Source organism: Paenibacillus sp. P46E, from assembly GCF_001909095.1.
Lineage (GTDB): Bacteria > Bacillota > Bacilli > Paenibacillales > Paenibacillaceae > Paenibacillus_AQ > Paenibacillus_AQ helianthi.
In genome coordinates, this window is record NZ_LVYZ01000051.1 from 44,496 (window position 1) to 60,390 (window position 15,895).

Annotated in this window: 14 protein-coding genes; 5 read left to right on the forward strand and 9 right to left on the reverse strand. The window is 51.5% G+C overall.

Features of this window, described 5'->3' with window-relative positions:
- Positions 1-101 precede the first annotated feature (101 nt).
- From ptsP to aroA, 5 genes are all read right to left on the reverse strand, one after another.
- The gene (gene ptsP / locus A3849_RS19430; protein WP_074112916.1) at positions 102-1,868 is read right to left on the reverse strand and encodes a phosphoenolpyruvate--protein phosphotransferase; all 1,767 of its coding nucleotides are present in this window, start codon (positions 1,866-1,868) and stop codon (positions 102-104) included.
- Positions 1,865-3,751: a glucose PTS transporter subunit IIA gene (locus tag A3849_RS19435; protein WP_074088556.1), complete on the reverse strand. Its 1,887-nt coding sequence runs from the start codon at positions 3,749-3,751 to the stop codon at positions 1,865-1,867. Before A3849_RS19435 ends, ptsP begins: the two co-directional genes overlap by 4 nt.
- Before the next feature lie 419 nt (positions 3,752-4,170).
- Positions 4,171-4,605 carry a CoA-binding protein gene (locus tag A3849_RS19440; protein ID WP_074112917.1) on the reverse strand — a complete coding sequence of 145 codons (435 nt, stop codon included), beginning with the start codon at positions 4,603-4,605 and terminating at the stop codon, positions 4,171-4,173.
- 130 nt (positions 4,606-4,735) lie between these two features.
- Entirely contained in the window at positions 4,736-5,287 is a 552-nt protein-coding gene (locus A3849_RS19445) for a GNAT family N-acetyltransferase (protein WP_074112918.1), read from the reverse strand.
- A gap of 29 nt (positions 5,288-5,316) precedes the next feature.
- Positions 5,317-6,609 carry a 3-phosphoshikimate 1-carboxyvinyltransferase gene (gene aroA / locus A3849_RS19450; protein ID WP_074112919.1) on the reverse strand — a complete coding sequence of 431 codons (1,293 nt, stop codon included), beginning with the start codon at positions 6,607-6,609 and terminating at the stop codon, positions 5,317-5,319.
- Positions 6,610-6,722: 113 nt separating this feature from the next.
- On the opposite strand from aroA, the gene A3849_RS19455 reads away from it, so the two are divergent.
- Complete coding sequence (locus A3849_RS19455) at positions 6,723-7,031, forward strand: rhodanese-like domain-containing protein (RefSeq protein WP_074088552.1); 309 nt, start codon at positions 6,723-6,725, stop codon at positions 7,029-7,031.
- Between the two features lie 25 nt (positions 7,032-7,056).
- On the opposite strand, the gene A3849_RS19460 is transcribed toward A3849_RS19455, so the two are convergent.
- A complete protein-coding gene (locus tag A3849_RS19460; RefSeq protein WP_074088551.1) occupies positions 7,057-7,569 on the reverse strand; it encodes a shikimate kinase in 513 nt (170 codons plus the stop codon).
- Positions 7,570-7,758: 189 nt separating this feature from the next.
- Complete coding sequence (gene gndA, locus A3849_RS19465; protein ID WP_074112920.1) at positions 7,759-9,171, reverse strand: NADP-dependent phosphogluconate dehydrogenase; 1,413 nt, start codon at positions 9,169-9,171, stop codon at positions 7,759-7,761.
- A gap of 516 nt (positions 9,172-9,687) precedes the next feature.
- Here gndA and A3849_RS19470 point away from each other — a divergent pair.
- Positions 9,688-10,470 carry a TetR/AcrR family transcriptional regulator gene (locus A3849_RS19470; RefSeq protein ID WP_074112921.1) on the forward strand — a complete coding sequence of 261 codons (783 nt, stop codon included), beginning with the start codon at positions 9,688-9,690 and terminating at the stop codon, positions 10,468-10,470.
- 27 nt (positions 10,471-10,497) lie between these two features.
- A complete protein-coding gene (gene map / locus A3849_RS19475) occupies positions 10,498-11,244 on the forward strand; it encodes a type I methionyl aminopeptidase (RefSeq protein WP_074112922.1) in 747 nt (248 codons plus the stop codon).
- Positions 11,245-11,300: 56 nt separating this feature from the next.
- On the opposite strand, the gene A3849_RS19480 is transcribed toward map, so the two are convergent.
- Complete coding sequence (locus tag A3849_RS19480; protein ID WP_074112923.1) at positions 11,301-11,897, reverse strand: hypothetical protein; 597 nt, start codon at positions 11,895-11,897, stop codon at positions 11,301-11,303.
- Between the two features lie 310 nt (positions 11,898-12,207).
- On the opposite strand from A3849_RS19480, the gene A3849_RS19485 reads away from it, so the two are divergent.
- Positions 12,208-12,831, forward strand: coding sequence for a YktB family protein (locus tag A3849_RS19485; RefSeq protein ID WP_074112924.1), 624 nt, complete (start codon positions 12,208-12,210; stop codon positions 12,829-12,831).
- A 130-nt stretch (positions 12,832-12,961) separates the two neighbouring features.
- On the opposite strand, the gene A3849_RS19490 is transcribed toward A3849_RS19485, so the two are convergent.
- Positions 12,962-14,251 (reverse strand): MFS transporter, encoded by a 1,290-nt coding sequence (locus tag A3849_RS19490; protein ID WP_074112925.1) that lies wholly within the window; start codon positions 14,249-14,251, stop codon positions 12,962-12,964.
- Between the two features lie 91 nt (positions 14,252-14,342).
- Between A3849_RS19490 and A3849_RS19495 the strand changes: the two genes are divergently transcribed.
- Positions 14,343-15,818 (forward strand): aminotransferase class I/II-fold pyridoxal phosphate-dependent enzyme, encoded by a 1,476-nt coding sequence (locus tag A3849_RS19495; RefSeq protein WP_074112926.1) that lies wholly within the window; start codon positions 14,343-14,345, stop codon positions 15,816-15,818.
- Positions 15,819-15,895 lie beyond the last annotated feature (77 nt).

Consider the following 15,895-nt stretch of genomic DNA (forward strand, 5'->3'; position numbering starts at 1 on the left):
ACAAAGTGGGGCATTGGCTTGAATCCCGAGGCTAATACTTGCAAAAAATCCGGCGGACCCGCCGGATTCTGCTCACTGTCACTATGGGTTCCCTTGTACACTCAAGAGGTTTTTTCTTTTGAATCGGCACCTGCCCCAAGCGGAACCCCGCTCCGTCCGGCAAAGGCTGTCAGCAGCTCCTCTGTCTGTGTACTGGTCCGGTGCTTGAAACACAACTTGGCCGTTTCTCTGGCTTCGGAAGCCAGCGTGTTCAGGGCACGGTGCTTCACCTTCAGCAGCGCTTGAGGCGACATGCTGAGGTTACTGATTCCCAGCTCCAGCCAGAGTGGCAAAGACCGTTCATCTGCAGCCATTTCGCCGCACACACTAATCTCGATGCCTACACTCTGTGCTGCTTCCACGGTCATCCGGATCATCCGCAGTACTGCAGGATGGTAAGGATGATACATATGGGCAATCTGTTCATTCATCCGATCTACCGCCAATACATACTGCACCAGATCGTTCGTACCGATACTGAAGAAGTCAACCTCTTCTGCCAGAAGATCTGCAATCATCACCGCTGCCGGGACCTCAATCATAATGCCTACAGGCATATTGCGGTTATACGGAACCCCAAGTTGATCAAGCTCTTCCTTGACCTCGTTCAAGACCGCTTTGGCAGCCTGTACTTCCTCAATGGAAGAAATCATCGGGAACATCATTTTCATATTCCCGTAATGACTGGCCCGCAGGATAGCGGTAATCTGGGTTTTGAACATGTCCTTACGGTCCAGACTGATGCGGATTGCCCGGTAGCCAAGAAATGGATTCTGCTCCTCAGGAAGCTGGAAATAATCCAGATGCTTGTCTCCCCCAATATCCAATGTCCGGATGACCACCGTTTCGCTTCCTACTTTTTCCGCAACCAGCTTATAGACTTCGAACTGCTCCTCTTCCGTCGGGAAAGAAGTACGGTCCATATACAAAAATTCGGTCCGGAACAGTCCGACACCCTGCGCCCCGTATTTGAGCGCCATATCCAGCTCCTTCACGGAGCTGATATTGCCGGCCAGGCGCAGCGGAACGCCGTCTTTGGTCACGGCCTCCACGGTAGCGAGCAGTTCCAGTTGCTCTTTTTTGCGCTGCTGCTTCGCTCGTCTGGATGCATAATTCTCCACGGTCTGTTCATCCGGGTAGAGCTGAACGACCCCCGCTTCACCGTCCATAACCAGCATATCGCCGGTCTGAATCGGAGTCAGGATCTTGTTCTCCAGCCCGGCCACCAGCGGAATACCGAGTGCCCGCGCCATAATGGACGAGTGTGAGGTTTTGCCCCCCATCATAGTTACGATGCCAAGCACATAGGTGGGATTCAAATGGGCCAGCTGTGAAGGTGAGAGCTCCTTGGCCACCAGAATATAAGGCTGCGTATCTGATGGCAGAGTGACCTCGGGCGCTCCCAGGAGATGCTTCAGCAGACGGTTGCCGACATCCTTGATGTCGACAGCACGTTCCTTCATATATTCATCGTCCAGCAGATCAAACATAGCGACAAAGTGGTCAATCGCTTCCTTGACTGCCACCTCAGCCGCCTTGTACTGACGCTCGATAATACCGCGGATTTCACTCATGAATACCGGATCATCCAGAATGGCCAGATGGGCGTCAAAAATGCTCGATTCCTCCGGCCCGACAACCTCCCGGAATTCTTTTTTGATAAACTCGATCTCATCCTTAGAGGTACGGATGCCTTCGTACAGACGTTCAAATTCCTTCGCCAGATCTACAGGGTTCACCTGTGTGTCCGGCAGGCTCCATTCCCAGTTCGGCAAGACAAAGGCCTTCCCGATGGCTACACCTGCTGCGGCGCCTATGCCTTGTATCATGCTTCAATCCCTCCAACATTGCTTTCATGTAAAACTACGGACATCACGGAAGACTGCCCTTTTTTAACATTCTTGAATGGAGCATAGCTCCAGGATTTTACACGGTCCGGGTTAGTGATGACCATCGGGGTAGCTAATGAGGCTGCATGGTCACGCAAAAAGGTCAGGTCAAATTTAACCAGCAGCTGCCCTGGCTCCACACTGTCCCCTTCCTTCACTAGCGCCTCAAACGGCCCTTTTAGCTGTGAAGTATCGATCCCTATATGCATAAGCACCTCCAGCCCCTCTGGCGTAGAAATGCCTACTGCATGCATGGTTGGATATACGTGCATGACCTTGCCGAAGACCGGCGAGACGAGCTCTCCCTTTTCCGGGAAAAAGGCCACTCCGTCGCCAACCAGCTTTGCGGCAAAAATATGATCCGGCACTTCTTCAATCGGCATCATCCGGCCCTGAATCGGCGAACTGAACAGCACTTGAGGCAGATCACGGAGCAGAAGCTTGTTGATCTCTTCACGGATCAGCTCTGAATAGGTCCCGAATACGACCTGAACATTTCCGCCGCCCAGCTTGATAATACCTGCCGAACCCAAGCCCTTCAGCGCCCCCGTATCTACATTTCTGTCATTGTGTACCGTTAATCTTAGCCTTGTGATACAGGCTTGCACCTGAACGATGTTTTCCTTCCCGCCCAGCGCTTCAAGGATCAATGGTGCCTGATAAGGGATGTTGCCCGCCCAGTCGCCCAGCTCCGAGCCTTCCTCGCGTCCCGGAGTCGGAATCTGAAAGCGCCGGATTGCCCAGCGGAACACATTATAGTAGACAATGCCGTAGCCGATCCCTATCGGAATGAGCAGCCAGGCTCGCTGCGATAAATGCAGATTAAGGAAGAAATCAATGGCCCCTGCAGAATAGGAAAAGCCGTGATGGATGCCGAGCGCATAGGTCAGCACCATCGCCAGGCCGGACATGACCACATGCAGTGCAAACAAATAAGGAGAAGCAAACAAGAAAGCAAACTCGATCTGCTCCGATACTCCGGTCAAAAAGCAGACCAAAGCGGCGCGCAAAAACGTTTTCTTGATTTTGGGCTTCAAATCCTCACGTGCTTCCTGAATAATGGCAAACGCAATTGCCGGCAGCGCGAACATCATGATCGGAAACAGACCGGCCATAAAAATACCCGCTGTAGGATCTCCGGCAAAAAAACGCGGCAAATCCCCCTGCACGACTGCGCTGCCGTCAGGTGTAGCATAGGTTCCCAGCTGAAACCAGAATAGATTATTCAAAATATGATGCAGTCCAAATGCCGTAAGCACCCTGTAAAGAACCCCGTAGACGAAGACTCCGTAACCGCCGGTCATCTGAATATCCCGGAACATAATATCCAGGCCATGCTGCAGCACCGGTGAGAGTCCAAGCATCACCCAGGCGAACAGCGCGGAGAATAGTCCCATGAACAGCAAAACAAAACGCGATCCTCCAAAAAACTGGATCGCCTCCGGCAGCTTGATATTTTTGAACCGGTTATGCGCCACACCGGCGACAATTCCGAGGATAATTCCGATTAGTGTTGCAGGCTGTACAGCCCCGTCTCCCATGTTGGAAACAATCCGGTCATAAGTGAACATTCCCGCGAGTGCCGCCATCCCCGCCGGTCCGGCCTGATTGGATAACCCCCACGCCACACCGACAGCAAACAAATAAGGCATGAAATAAAATATCCCCTGCCCCGCGTAAGTAGTCACTTCGGATACCGAAGAAAGTCCCCATGCAGACCACGGCAAGCTGCCCAGACTCAGCAGAATAGCCGCCGCCGGAAGCACCATGGTAGGAAGCATAATGGCTCTGCCCAACTGCTGCAAAGATCCGAGCCAATTCAAGGTGACCCTCTCCTTTCATTCTATATTGAATGGTAAGCGCTACAGCAGCTTTTGTCAAAAGATTATGAGCACAAAGTTACCGCTTAAGTGAGGAATTTCATGTAGAAGGCTGGTGCCGCCTGTGCACCTAATGTACTTGATTAATCAGAGTGATGGAAAGCGATTTGATTCTGAGTAATATTATGCCCTTTCGTTGGCTCCATCCCCGGAAAAAATAAAAAAAGAACGTCCTGCTCCAAAGTGAAATGGAGAAAAGGACGTTCTTCGTCTTCATTAAGTATAACAATACCGCCTGAAAAAAACGACGGTTCTGGTGAAAATGATGCAGCGGAGCACATTAGCCGGAACGCCGCGCAACCGTGAGGAAGGAAGAACCCTTAGGGCTCCGGGGTTCCGCAGATTAGCTCCACCTTTAGCACTTACACCCGGCTGCGGCCTTTCATCGTGATCGCTTCCTCAACCTTAATGCAGCGGTCCATGATCGCAATCATATCGTGCTCAGCTGCGATATCGGCAGCCTCCTGGCTGATAATGCCCTGCTGAAGCCAGAGGACACGCGCGCCAATGCCAGCGGCTTCCCGGGCTACATCCGCGCAGTATTCACTGCGGCGAAACACATTGACAATGTCCACAGGCTCAGGGATTTCCGCCAGTGTATGATAGCATTTCTCGCCCAGAATCTCACCATCCACCGATGGATTGACCGGGATTATGCGATAGCCCCGGCTCTGCATAGCACCTGCCACCATGTAAGAGGTACGGTCTGTTTTGTCGGAGAGCCCGACTACAGCTATATTGCCCGCGGCAGCAAGGATTTCTCCAATCTGCTCCCGGCTTGGGTTCTCAAAGCTCATCTGTATTTCCCCTTTCTGTTTATCGTGCCGTTGTAATAGCCTAAGCTACATGGATGCTTCTTCCACCCGGCACGTAGTCATTTACTATTCCATCATACAGCGCAGCGTAAAAAGATCCAAATTATCAGTTTCAGCTAAAATCGCTTACTTTGCACAACCAAACCATATGAACCGAGTCGGGGCCCCAATAATCCTTAACCGTTATATAGGGTTCTCCAAATTTCTGCAGCCATCTTGTCTGTGCACGTGTGTAGCCGCTGTCGAGGCAAAACTGATCCATTCCTTGTTTACGCAGATATGCCATCAATTCCTTAATCAGGGCTGAACCTACACCTTGCCCCTGATACCTTGGCAAAATGTATAAACTCCCGAGCTCGCCAACATCATCAAGCTGATGTCCGGTACATGACTGAATATCCTCACCACAGGGTGCAAATGAAATCGTGCCGACGACAGCCCCGTCTAGTTGGGCAACGAGGAAATAGGGATCTGAATGTTTGGAGTCCAGAGAAGCTTCAGCCATTAATTTCTTTTTTTTAACTTCATGTTGAATATCTTCTTGCAAATGTCCCAGTCCTTCTTGTTCAAAGGCATCCGAGATCGAATCTTTAAAAAGCTGAAGTACCGACTGTATATTATCCTGAGTAAGCGGATTTATGCTTAATTGACTAACTTCAGTCATAGTTATGGACACCTCTGTTCAAAATAACTCTATTCTACCCACTCTACATTTGCTCCAAGCAAACGCAAATGGTCGAAGTACTGTGGGTATGATTTGGCAACATGGTGAGCATCTTTGATCCGCAGGGGCTGGCGGGCGCGGAGGCCAACTACCGTCAGCGCCATGATTACCCGGTGATCGTAATGGGCATTGATTGTCACACCGCCCTCAACACCCTCCGGCTTACCGTGGACAATGATCTCATCCCGCCGCTCCTCTACACTTGCTCCGGCACGGGTAAGTTCAGCCAGATAGTCAGTAATACGGTCGCATTCCTTGTATCTCAGATTCTCTACATTATAGAAACGTGAGGTTCCTTCAGCAAAAACGGCAGCTGCCACCATTGCAAGGACAGCATCCGTTGCCGCATCACCATCGAATTCCACAGCCTTTAGAATACCGTTGCCCCGTACATGCACCGTGCCATTCTCATGGGTAAGCGGTACTTCCATCATGCGCAGTACATCAACAATCGCTCTCTCTCCTTGCTTGCTCTGTTCGGCAAGCCGGTGGATTTTCACATCCGATTTCGTGACTGCCGCTGCTGCAAGGACAGCTGCCGATCCAGGGTAATCCCCCTGTACCGTATAGGATTTGGCTTCATAGGCCTGGCTGCCCGGCACCTTAAAGGACATATAATCCTCAGCAGCGTGAACAACAATCCCTGCCTGTTCCAGAACCTCCAGCGTCTGTCCTACAACCACTTTAGACTTCAAGTCATCCAGCACAATAATTTCGCTGTCTTCTTCAAGCAGCGGGGTCAGGAACAGCAAGGCGCTTAAATACTGCGAGCTGACCGCACCTGATACCGTGATCCGTCCACCCGCCGGTCTGCCGCCGCGAATTGTGATCGGCAATCTGCCGTTATTATGCTCAACCTCTACACCCAGCTGGCCGAGCGCAGTAATCAGATCGTCGTGCGGCCGTTTGCCCAGAGAATCGGGATATGTATTTACAAAGGTGACCTCAGGACTGAGAGCAGCCACAGCCATCAAAAATCGCAGCACCGCACCGGCATTACCCACGTTCAGCTCCTTCACATCGCGGGGATGGCGGCCAAAGCCCTGAATGACAATTTTCTCCTCATCCTCCGTAAGTACAGCTCCCAGATCAGCGATACATCTGCGGATCGCATCACTGTCTTCGCTGTGTGCCGGGTGATAGATCGTGCTGACTCCTTCCGATAAAGCGGCGACCAGCAGGTAACGTGTAGTGTAATTTTTGGAAGACAGGGCTCCAAATTCCCCTTGCAGGGTGGGTGTAGGCCTAACAATAACATCCATGATCTAAGCTCTCCTTATTGGTGGAATATATATTATGTATTGCTCGGTTTGACAGGGTAATCTGCAATTGTGTTATCATGAAGGCATTCTTCTGATGAAAAGAGGTCACAACCATGAATGAGATTCCCCAAATCACAGCAGGACAATTACGGCAGCGTCTGGAGTCAGGTGAAGACCTTGTACTGATAGACGTCCGTGAAGACGATGAAGTCGCTTTCGGGATGATCCCCGGAGCACAGCACATTCCAATGGGTGAGATTCCGCAGCATACGGACGAGCTGCCTAAGGAAGCGGAGCTCATCTTCATCTGCCGCTCTGGCGCGCGCAGTCAGCGTGTATGCGAATACTTGCAGCAGTTCGGCTTCAAGACATCCAACCTCAGCGGCGGAATGATTGACTGGAATGAAACTGCGGATGCCTAAGTCTATCACACATACGCTTAAAAGCTCAACCGCGGTAGTGCATTAAAATATACTCCGACACTTCTGCCACACTCCGCTTCGTTGTATCGACCGTGCAATGTGCAAAACGGTACGCGTCCCTGCGCTGTTCCAGAATCGCACGTACCCGTTCCTGTGCATTGCCGGCGAGCAGCGGCCTGTTCTCATCCCCGCTGACACGGGCGATAATCTCTTCCTCAGTAGCTGTTAGCGCGACCACAAGTCCTTTTTGCAGCATGATTTCCGCATTCCCCGGAGCCAGCACGGCGCCGCCGCCTGTGGAGATAATACGGCTTTCCCCTTCCAGCATTTCCTTCAGCACAGCCGATTCGATCTTCCGGAAATATTCCTCCCCGCCTTCAGCGAAGAGTTCCGCAATACTCCGTCCTTCATTCTGTATAATCACATGATCCAGGTCAATCAGTTCATAGCCCAGTTCCTCTGCCAGCAGTGCGCCGACCGTCGACTTCCCCGTGGCCATCATCCCGACCAGAATGATATTTTTATTGGCGTAATTCATAACGACCCTCCAACCGCGACATTTGTCATATCATAACACAGGGTGAAAACATTGCACAAACGCTAAATCTCTGAGCAGAAACGGCTTCGAGATCATCAAATAGAGACCACTTCCGCAAAAAAAGGCCCGAAAGCCCCCGCATTCACGCGAGTAGCCATTCGGGCCGCTGTCTGTAGCTTATACCTGAATTTATTCAGACAACCAGTTGTGGTGGAAGACGCCTTCTTTATCCACACGTTTGAAGGTGTGAGCACCGAAATAGTCGCGCTGTGCCTGAAGCAGGTTCGCAGGCAGGCGTTCTGTACGGTAGCTGTCATAGTAAGCCAGGGCACTGGAGAAGCCTGGAACCGGAACCCCTTGCATTACTGCAGCGGATACTACTTTCCGCCATGCGGACTGGTAGGAGTCCATGATGTCCTTGAAGAACGGATCAAGAAGCAGATTCTTAAGCTCTGGATTGTTCTCGTAGGCATCGGTGATGTTCTGGAGGAAACGGGAGCGGATAATGCAGCCGCCGCGCCAGATTTTGGCCAGGCTGCCGTACTTCAGATCCCAGTTATATTCCTCGGAAGCTACACGAAGCTGTGCAAACCCTTGGGCATAGGATACAATTTTGCTCGCGAACAGAGCTTTGCGGACATTCTCAATGAACTCGGCTTTGTCGCCCTGGAATGGCTCGGTTACGGGGCCGCTCAGCACTTTGCTCGCTGCAACACGTTCTTCTTTCATAGCTGACAGGAACCGTGAGAATACGGATTCGGTGATCATGGACAGCGGTACACCGAGATCCAGTGAGCTTTGGCTTGTCCATTTGCCTGTACCTTTTTGGCCGGCAGCATCAAGGATTACATCGACCATCGGCTTCCCGGTTTCTTCATCATATACTGCGAAAATGTCCTTGGTAATCTCGATCAGATAGCTGTCCAGCTCACCATTGTTCCAGTCCGCGAAGATGCTGTGAAGTTCTTTGGCATCCAGGCCAAGAACATCCTTCAGCAAATGGTAGGCTTCGCCAATCAGCTGCATGTCGCCATATTCGATACCGTTATGCACCATTTTTACATAGTGTCCGGCACCGTCAGGTCCGATATATGTACAGCAAGGCTCTCCGTCCACTTTGGCCGAGATTGCCGTAAGAATAGGTTCAACCAGCTTATAGGCGCTTTCTTGGCCGCCAGGCATGATGGAAGGTCCTTTGAGTGCGCCTTCTTCGCCGCCGGAAACACCTGTACCGATGAAGCGGAAGCCTTTTTCCTCCAATTCCTTATTGCGGCGAACCGTGTCAGGGAAATAAGCATTGCCCCCGTCGATGATGATATCGCCCTGATCCAGATGTGGTAACAGCTGCTCAATTGTAGCATCGGTTGCTTTACCCGCCTGAACCATAATCAGAATTTTACGCGGCACTTCCAGCGATTCAACAAATTCCCCGATGGAAAAAGTACCCACAAGGTTTTTGCCTTCCGCTTCGCTGATAAGGTCATGAGTCTTCTCCGGGGAACGGTTATATACCGATACTGTGAAGCCTCTGCTCTCGATGTTAAGAGCCAAGTTTTTACCCATTACTGCCAAGCCAATCACACCGATTTGTTGTTTTGCCATCTGGTTCTCCACCCTTTGCACCTTATATTTTTGTGAAATCCATTTCTCGCAGTATTAGAATACCATCCTTTATCAGAGACAGCAAAGTTCAGCCTGCTTGAAAGCGATCAATTTCATTGACAAATTCCTGCGTAAATCGTGGAAATTGCTCACAACGAGTATTTTAACGTTTTTGCCGCCAGAAGTGAACCCCCGTTCAAAACTGAAACCGGTACTTGATCAGAGGAGTATGCGGGCGCGCGAAGCGGGCGAGAAATCTAATGGTTGTGAGTGACACCAAAAATGTATACATACAACCGTTAGAAAAGGAACCTTCGTTTATCGGGCTGATTAAGCGCTTTGACCATTCGCGTTGCAATGTTCCAAACAGGTTCGCTCATTCGAGGCAAACCCTTTCATCAAGCACTGATTTCCAAGTTGAGCCGGAAATCCTTCAGCTAACCTCTTGTTATTCGCAAGCCGATGTTTTATATTGACATAAGAGCAGGTCAATAATAAAAGAGGTGAACGGACGAGATGACTCCACGCACGAAGGAACAAAACGAAGATATCCGGCTGCGGCGTCTGGCGCAAATCCGTAAAGCGGCTGCCGATGTCTTTTTGAATAAAGGGCTTTTACTGGAAATCCGCGATGTGGCCGCGCAGGCGGGACTCGGCTATGGCACGGTGTACCATTACTACAGCAATAAGGGCGATTTGCTCTACGATCTGCTATGGGACGCGTTGGAGCGGTCCGTGGGATGGCTGGAGGCCGTATTAGAGGTTCCGCTGAAGCCCCCGTTGGAGGCTCTACTAAAGGTTCCGCTGGAGGTCACGCGCGCTTCGGCTTCGGGGGAAACGCCGGCGGGCGGGCATTTCGGCTTAGCTGCGGCGGCGGACACCGGAATATCAGCTATGGCGGATTCCCGAAGCCGAAACCCCGAAACGGCTGCTGCCGCAGAGCTTGGCCCCGTCGCCGTTGCCAGCGTCCGGCTGCTGCAGCTTTGGGCGGAGGACCACGCCCTGTACTTGCTGCATAAGCTGGCCGGTGAGGGCTTTGCCTCGCTGCCTGAAGCGCGCTCAGCCCTGCTCTCGGCCGCTTTCCGCCGGGAGGTGCTCGCGCCGCTGGCCAAGCTGCTGGAATCCGGGCGTGCGGCGGATGGGACTGCCGCTACCGGAGGAAACGCGGCGGAGCTGCCGTATCGGCTGCAGCGCGCCGAAATGCTGCTGGCCGCCTTGGTCGGCTGCGCCTCGCTTTCGCTTCGCCGCGGAAAGCTGCATGAGGAGGCCAGGGATATTGCCCTGTTTTTAAAATTGTAAAATGAAAAAGGAGCGGACAAACACAAGATGATCATTTTAAAATCACCCAGGGAAATCGAAGAAATGAAGCCGGCGAGCCAAATCATCGCGGACTGCTACCGTGAGGTGGCCAAATTGATCCAGCCAGGGATAACCACCCGGGAAATCAATGACTTTGTTGCAGGGCATATCACCAAGCTGGGCGGCAAGCAGTTTACCAAAGGGTACAACGGCTTCCCCGCTGAAACCTGCATATCGGTCAACGATGTGGTCGCCCACGGTATTCCTTCAAACCGGGTGCTTATGGACGGTGACTTGCTGAAACTCGATATCGTCGTGGAATACGGCGGATGGTTCGGCGATTCGTGCTACTGCTATGCGGTGGGCAATATCCGGCCGGAGGCGCAAAAATTAATGAATGTAGCAAAGGAATGTTTGGAGCTGGGGATCGCCTGGGCACTCCCTGGGGGCCGGCTTGGCGACATAACGTCGGCAATTCAACAGCATGCGGAAGCGAACGGGTTCTCAGTCGTACGCGATCTGCTGGCGCACGGAATCGGGCGGAGTCTGCACGAGGAGCCGAGCTACGAGCATATCGGCGTAGCCGGCAAAGGCATCCGGTTAAAGGAAGGCATGGTGTTTACGATTGAACCGATGATCAACGAAGGTACGTTTCGTATCACGATCGACGACGATGAATGGACGGCGAGAACGGCCGACGGCAAGTTATCAGCGCAATATGAGCATACGATCGCTATCACGCCGGACGGACCGCTGATTTTAACTGCCCAGTAAGTAAACAAGGCACCCCATAAACGGGATGCCCTGGCCTAACCTGAATTTCGGCTATATCACCATTCAAGCATATTCAGTTCCCTTGTCAACACCAGAAGCCTGGCTTTGCATGCTTCTATCCGTTCAGTATCCTTGGTCAGAATAGCCTTGTGGAGCTGGTCTAGCACCTCATCCACCTCAAGCCTGCGGTCGCGGATCCGCTCTTCCCCATCCACAGAGAAGAACAGCTTTGTCAGCTCCTGATCAGACAGCAGCGGGCCTTTCTGGTAGAGCACTCGCTGCTGGTAGCCGGAGATTTCCACCAGCCGGATCACTTCGCCGAACAAAATATTTTCAATAATGATCTGGCGGTCGCGAAACCGCTTAACGACGGCATGCCCCCGCATATCACCAATCAGCTTTTCCATCCACTCAGACAGGCGCGCATCACGGATCATATAATCTCCCACCAGTTTGAAACCTTCCTTAATCCGCTGGAAACGCAGCTTCACAAGCTTGCGGCCGGTGCGCACCGAGATAAGAAAAACCGTTTCATTCTCGCTCCAATAAAGGGAATAGCCTTCCTTAATCAAGTCCTTGATCAGATCCTGGAGATGCTGTCTGTCAAAGCGCAGCTCCAGATTGCAATACTCGACTTCGTCGTTTTTGTTCACGGCACTCCCCCCTAACTGCTTTGTTACAGCAAAGCCAGCTTCATTAGCTTAACTTAGAGCAGAACCGACTGCCGGACCTCAACCTGCTTTTTAAAACTTTGCGTTCGTCTTACTCTTATTTTATACTTCATTTTATGTAGCGGTAACTTGGTTTATTGACTATTTTTACCCGCTTTCTGCCTTTTCCAAACGCTTCACTCCAGTTTTGCTGCAAATAACTTGTCTGTAATGCAGGTACAGAGGGCTATGCAGACTTTAATCTGCTGTTATCATCATATTTACACCATTATTCACACGAGGAGACGCTGCAATGCCATTTCAAGGATTTACCACTGATGATTTTGATGTATTTCAGATTGACGGTCTGGAGCCGCGCATGAATGCGTTGATCGCAAAAGTCCGGCCTAAGCTGAACGAGCTGGGCGATGAAGTCGCCCCACTATTATCCTCGCTCACCGGGGAGGAGATGTTCCCGCATGTAGCCAAACATGCACGCCGGACTGTTCATGCGCCGAATGATACCTGGGTGGCATGGGGTCCGAATAAAAGAGGCTATAAGGCGCTGCCGCATTTTCAGGTTGGCATGTTTCAGAGCCATCTCTTTATTGTTTTTGCCATCATTTATGAAAGCACTAATAAAGTGACATTTGCCGAGGCGCTGCTCCGGAATATGGACGACATTCAATCAGAGCTTCCAGGCGGGTACTTCTGGTCTACAGATCATTTGGATTCAAAGGGAACCCCGCATGCCGGCATGGATAAGCCCGCATTCACCGAGCTCTCGCGCAAGCTTAAAGAGGTTAAGAAAGCCGAGGTCACATGCGGACTTCGGATCGCTAGAGAGGACCCGCTGTTATCCGATGGCGATAAGCTTCTCACCGTAGTCCGGAAGACATTCGAGACTCTGCTTCCGCTCTACCGCATGTCCTTCTAAATTTCCATGCACTGTCTTTCTTTACTTAGTTACTGCTCTGCCCGCTTCTAGTCGGCAAAAAAGCCGCTGCTTCCGGAATCCTCCGGCTGCCAGCGGCTTTTGCTGTTTTTATACACTATCTCTAATCATTCTAGCTTGTCCAAATCTTCTTCCCGGTTCGATGGACAATAAGCAGATGCAGCCCGAACAACAGTACCATAACAAAAGCACTTGCCAAAAAGGGAGCGCTGTGCCCCACGGAATCCCAGAGTTTCCCTGAGATCACGGGACCAGCCACCATACCGGAACCCTGCAGCGTCAGGAACAGTCCCCATACGGTTCCCCTCTCTCCCTTAGGCACCTGCTTGGCCAAAAAAGCGTTCCAGGCCGGGAGAATCAAGGCATAGCTGATGCCTACAAGCGCTACTGCACAGAAGGCGAGCGGCAGCCAGCGCACCTGTGAAAAAAAGGCCAGCGAGCCCGCGGCGAGCAGGAATCCGATGTTCAGGAAAATGCTTGTTCCAATCCGGTCCACCAGTTTGCCGGCCGGAATCAGTGCCAGTACGGTTATGCCGCCCCCTGCAATCAGCAGCAGGCTGAATTGGTTCGGCGTCACATGCAGCTCGGAACGGGCAAACAGGGTGACCACAGGGGTCATCAGGCCTATCGCAAAGGCCTGCAGAAAGAGTGCAGGAAACAACAAGCGGCTGACCTTCAGCGAGGTTCTGACCTGACGCCATGTCCGCTTCAGACTTTCCAGCGGTTTCACCCGTCCGTGCACGACCGCCGCCCCATCATCTCCCCGGTCCCGCACAACCGCATGAGGCGCATGACTTCCTATCCTTGACGGCAGCAGCAGAGCAACGGCTGCGACAGCTGCGGCACAACCCATAAGCACCAGAAACACAGCCCGGTAGCTCTGTCCGCCATGATCCATCAAAAAGTTGACTGTGATGGGGCCGATCCCTGTTCCAGCCAATGAGGCCATCTCCACAGCACCCATGGCCGCCCCGCTGCTTCCGCTTTTCGTCGAACCGGCCAGCTCGGTAATACCAGTCATGGTACAAGGCCAGAGCGGTGAGGTGCCAATGCCCAGAATCAGACAGGCAACCGATAACCATAGTGCATCTTTGGCATAAATGATCAGTCCAACCGCCACCAGAATCAGCAGCAGAGCCCCTGTCATCGTCCAGCGGTATCCAATGCGTTCCATGACCCAGCCCGACGGGCTGCGGAACAGATTGTCTCCCAGGTATTGCATTGCAAACGAGAAGCCAACAACTGTTACCGATAATCCAAGGATATTCTCCATATAAACCGGCAGAAGGGCTACCAGCAGTGATCCTTTTACAAATTCCACCAGAAAGATAATGACCCACATCTCCATAATGAACGGAGAGGCTAAATTGATATGCATACGTTCAGCTACTTTGCCAGACATTCCATCACATCCTAGTATTATGGTGATTGTTTTGTTATACTGATGCTTGCTTGAAAAAATTACTCTTCACGAAAGGTTGTGACAGCATTAAATGGATCAACATGTAACTCCCCTCTTCACTGCTCTCAAAAAGCATGCCGCCGGAAATCCAGTTCAATTTCATATTCCCGGGCATAAGAAGGGGCTAGGAACCGATGCCGAATTCCGTGAGTTTATCGGCGATAACGCTCTATCCATAGATTTGATCAACATCGCACCGCTTGATGATCTTCATCAGCCTACCGGCGTAATTCTTGAAGCTCAAAAACTGGCTGCGGAGGCTTTCGGCGCCGACTATACGTATTTTAGCGTACAAGGCACGAGCAATGCCATCATGACTATGATCCTCTCTGTCTGCTCGGAAGGAGACAAAATTATTGTACCGCGCAACATTCACAAATCCGTGATGTCAGCGATTATTTTCTCCGGAGCCAAGCCTGTTTTTGTCTCTCCTGTACAGGATGAGAATCTTGGGATAGACCACGGTATTACCACCAGCGCACTCGAGAAGGCCTTAAAACGCCATCCCGATGCCAAGGGTGTACTTGTTATCAATCCAACATATTTTGGCGTTTGTGCCGATCTGCGTTCGATTGTCGACCTGGCCCACAGTTACGGCGTTCCCGTACTGGTGGACGAGGCACATGGAGTATTGATTCATTTTCATGAGGATCTCCCGGTATCGGCCATGCAGGCCGGAGCGGATTTGGCAGCCACCAGTGTACACAAGCTTGGCGGCTCCATGACACAGAGCTCGGTGCTCAATCTGAATGCCAAGACCGGCCTGGTCAACCCGCAGCGGGTTCAAACCATTCTCAGCATGCTGACCACGACTTCAACTTCATATATCCTGCTGGCATCCCTGGATACCTCCAGACGTAATTTGGCCCTGAACGGCCACGAGATGGCTGCAAGAACCATTGCCCTATCGAATTATGCCAGAGATACCATTAACAGCATTGAAGGCCTGTACAGCTTCGGCAAAGAAATTCTTGGTACGGAAGCAACGTTCAATATTGACCCGACCAAGCTGAACATCCATGTGCGCCACCTCGGCATCACCGGTTACGAAACCGAGAACTGGCTGCGTCAGAAATACAACATTGAAGTTGAGCTTAGCGACATGTATAACATTCTTTGCCTGATTACGCCAGGAGATACCCAGGAATCGGTAGATAAGCTGATTGCCGCACTGAAAGTGCTCTCTGCCATTCATTACAGCAAAGGTGAAATCTATGAGCTCAAGGTGCAGGTGCCGGAAATTCCGCAACTGGCACTGATTCCGCGGGATGCATTCTATGCCGATACCCAGCTGGTTCCTTTCCGTGAATCCGCCGGTTACATCATCGCAGAATTCATTTACGTATATCCTCCAGGAATTCCGATTTTGCTCCCAGGTGAAGTAATTACCCAGGATAACATCGATTATATCATTGATCATGTGGAAATCGGGCTGCCGGTCAAAGGTCCGGAGGACCGCAGTATCACGAACGTCAAAGTCATCGTCGAGGCGGACCCGATCTCCTGATCGCCTTCCCTTCATACATTCAACATACAAAAACCCGATACTTCTTCAGTATCGGGTTTTTGTATGCAAGCCTCGCA

Bases quoted from the DNA above. Each gene is read 5' to 3' on its own strand.
- ptsP (WP_074112916.1), bottom strand. From the start codon at position 1,868: ATGATACAAGGCATAGGCGCCGCAGCAGGTGTAGCCATCGGGAAGGCC.
- A3849_RS19440 (WP_074112917.1), bottom strand. From the start codon at position 4,605: ATGAGCTTTGAGAACCCAAGCCGGGAGCAGATTGGAGAAATCCTTGCT.
- A3849_RS19445 (WP_074112918.1), bottom strand. From the start codon at position 5,287: ATGACTGAAGTTAGTCAATTAAGCATAAATCCGCTTACTCAGGATAAT.
- aroA (WP_074112919.1), bottom strand. From the start codon at position 6,609: ATGGATGTTATTGTTAGGCCTACACCCACCCTGCAAGGGGAATTTGGA.
- A3849_RS19455 (WP_074088552.1), top strand. From the start codon at position 6,723: ATGAATGAGATTCCCCAAATCACAGCAGGACAATTACGGCAGCGTCTG.
- A3849_RS19460 (WP_074088551.1), bottom strand. From the start codon at position 7,569: ATGAATTACGCCAATAAAAATATCATTCTGGTCGGGATGATGGCCACG.
- gndA (WP_074112920.1), bottom strand. From the start codon at position 9,171: ATGGCAAAACAACAAATCGGTGTGATTGGCTTGGCAGTAATGGGTAAA.
- A3849_RS19470 (WP_074112921.1), top strand. From the start codon at position 9,688: ATGACTCCACGCACGAAGGAACAAAACGAAGATATCCGGCTGCGGCGT.
- map (WP_074112922.1), top strand. From the start codon at position 10,498: ATGATCATTTTAAAATCACCCAGGGAAATCGAAGAAATGAAGCCGGCG.
- A3849_RS19485 (WP_074112924.1), top strand. From the start codon at position 12,208: ATGCCATTTCAAGGATTTACCACTGATGATTTTGATGTATTTCAGATT.
- A3849_RS19490 (WP_074112925.1), bottom strand. From the start codon at position 14,251: ATGTCTGGCAAAGTAGCTGAACGTATGCATATCAATTTAGCCTCTCCG.
- A3849_RS19495 (WP_074112926.1), top strand. From the start codon at position 14,343: ATGGATCAACATGTAACTCCCCTCTTCACTGCTCTCAAAAAGCATGCC.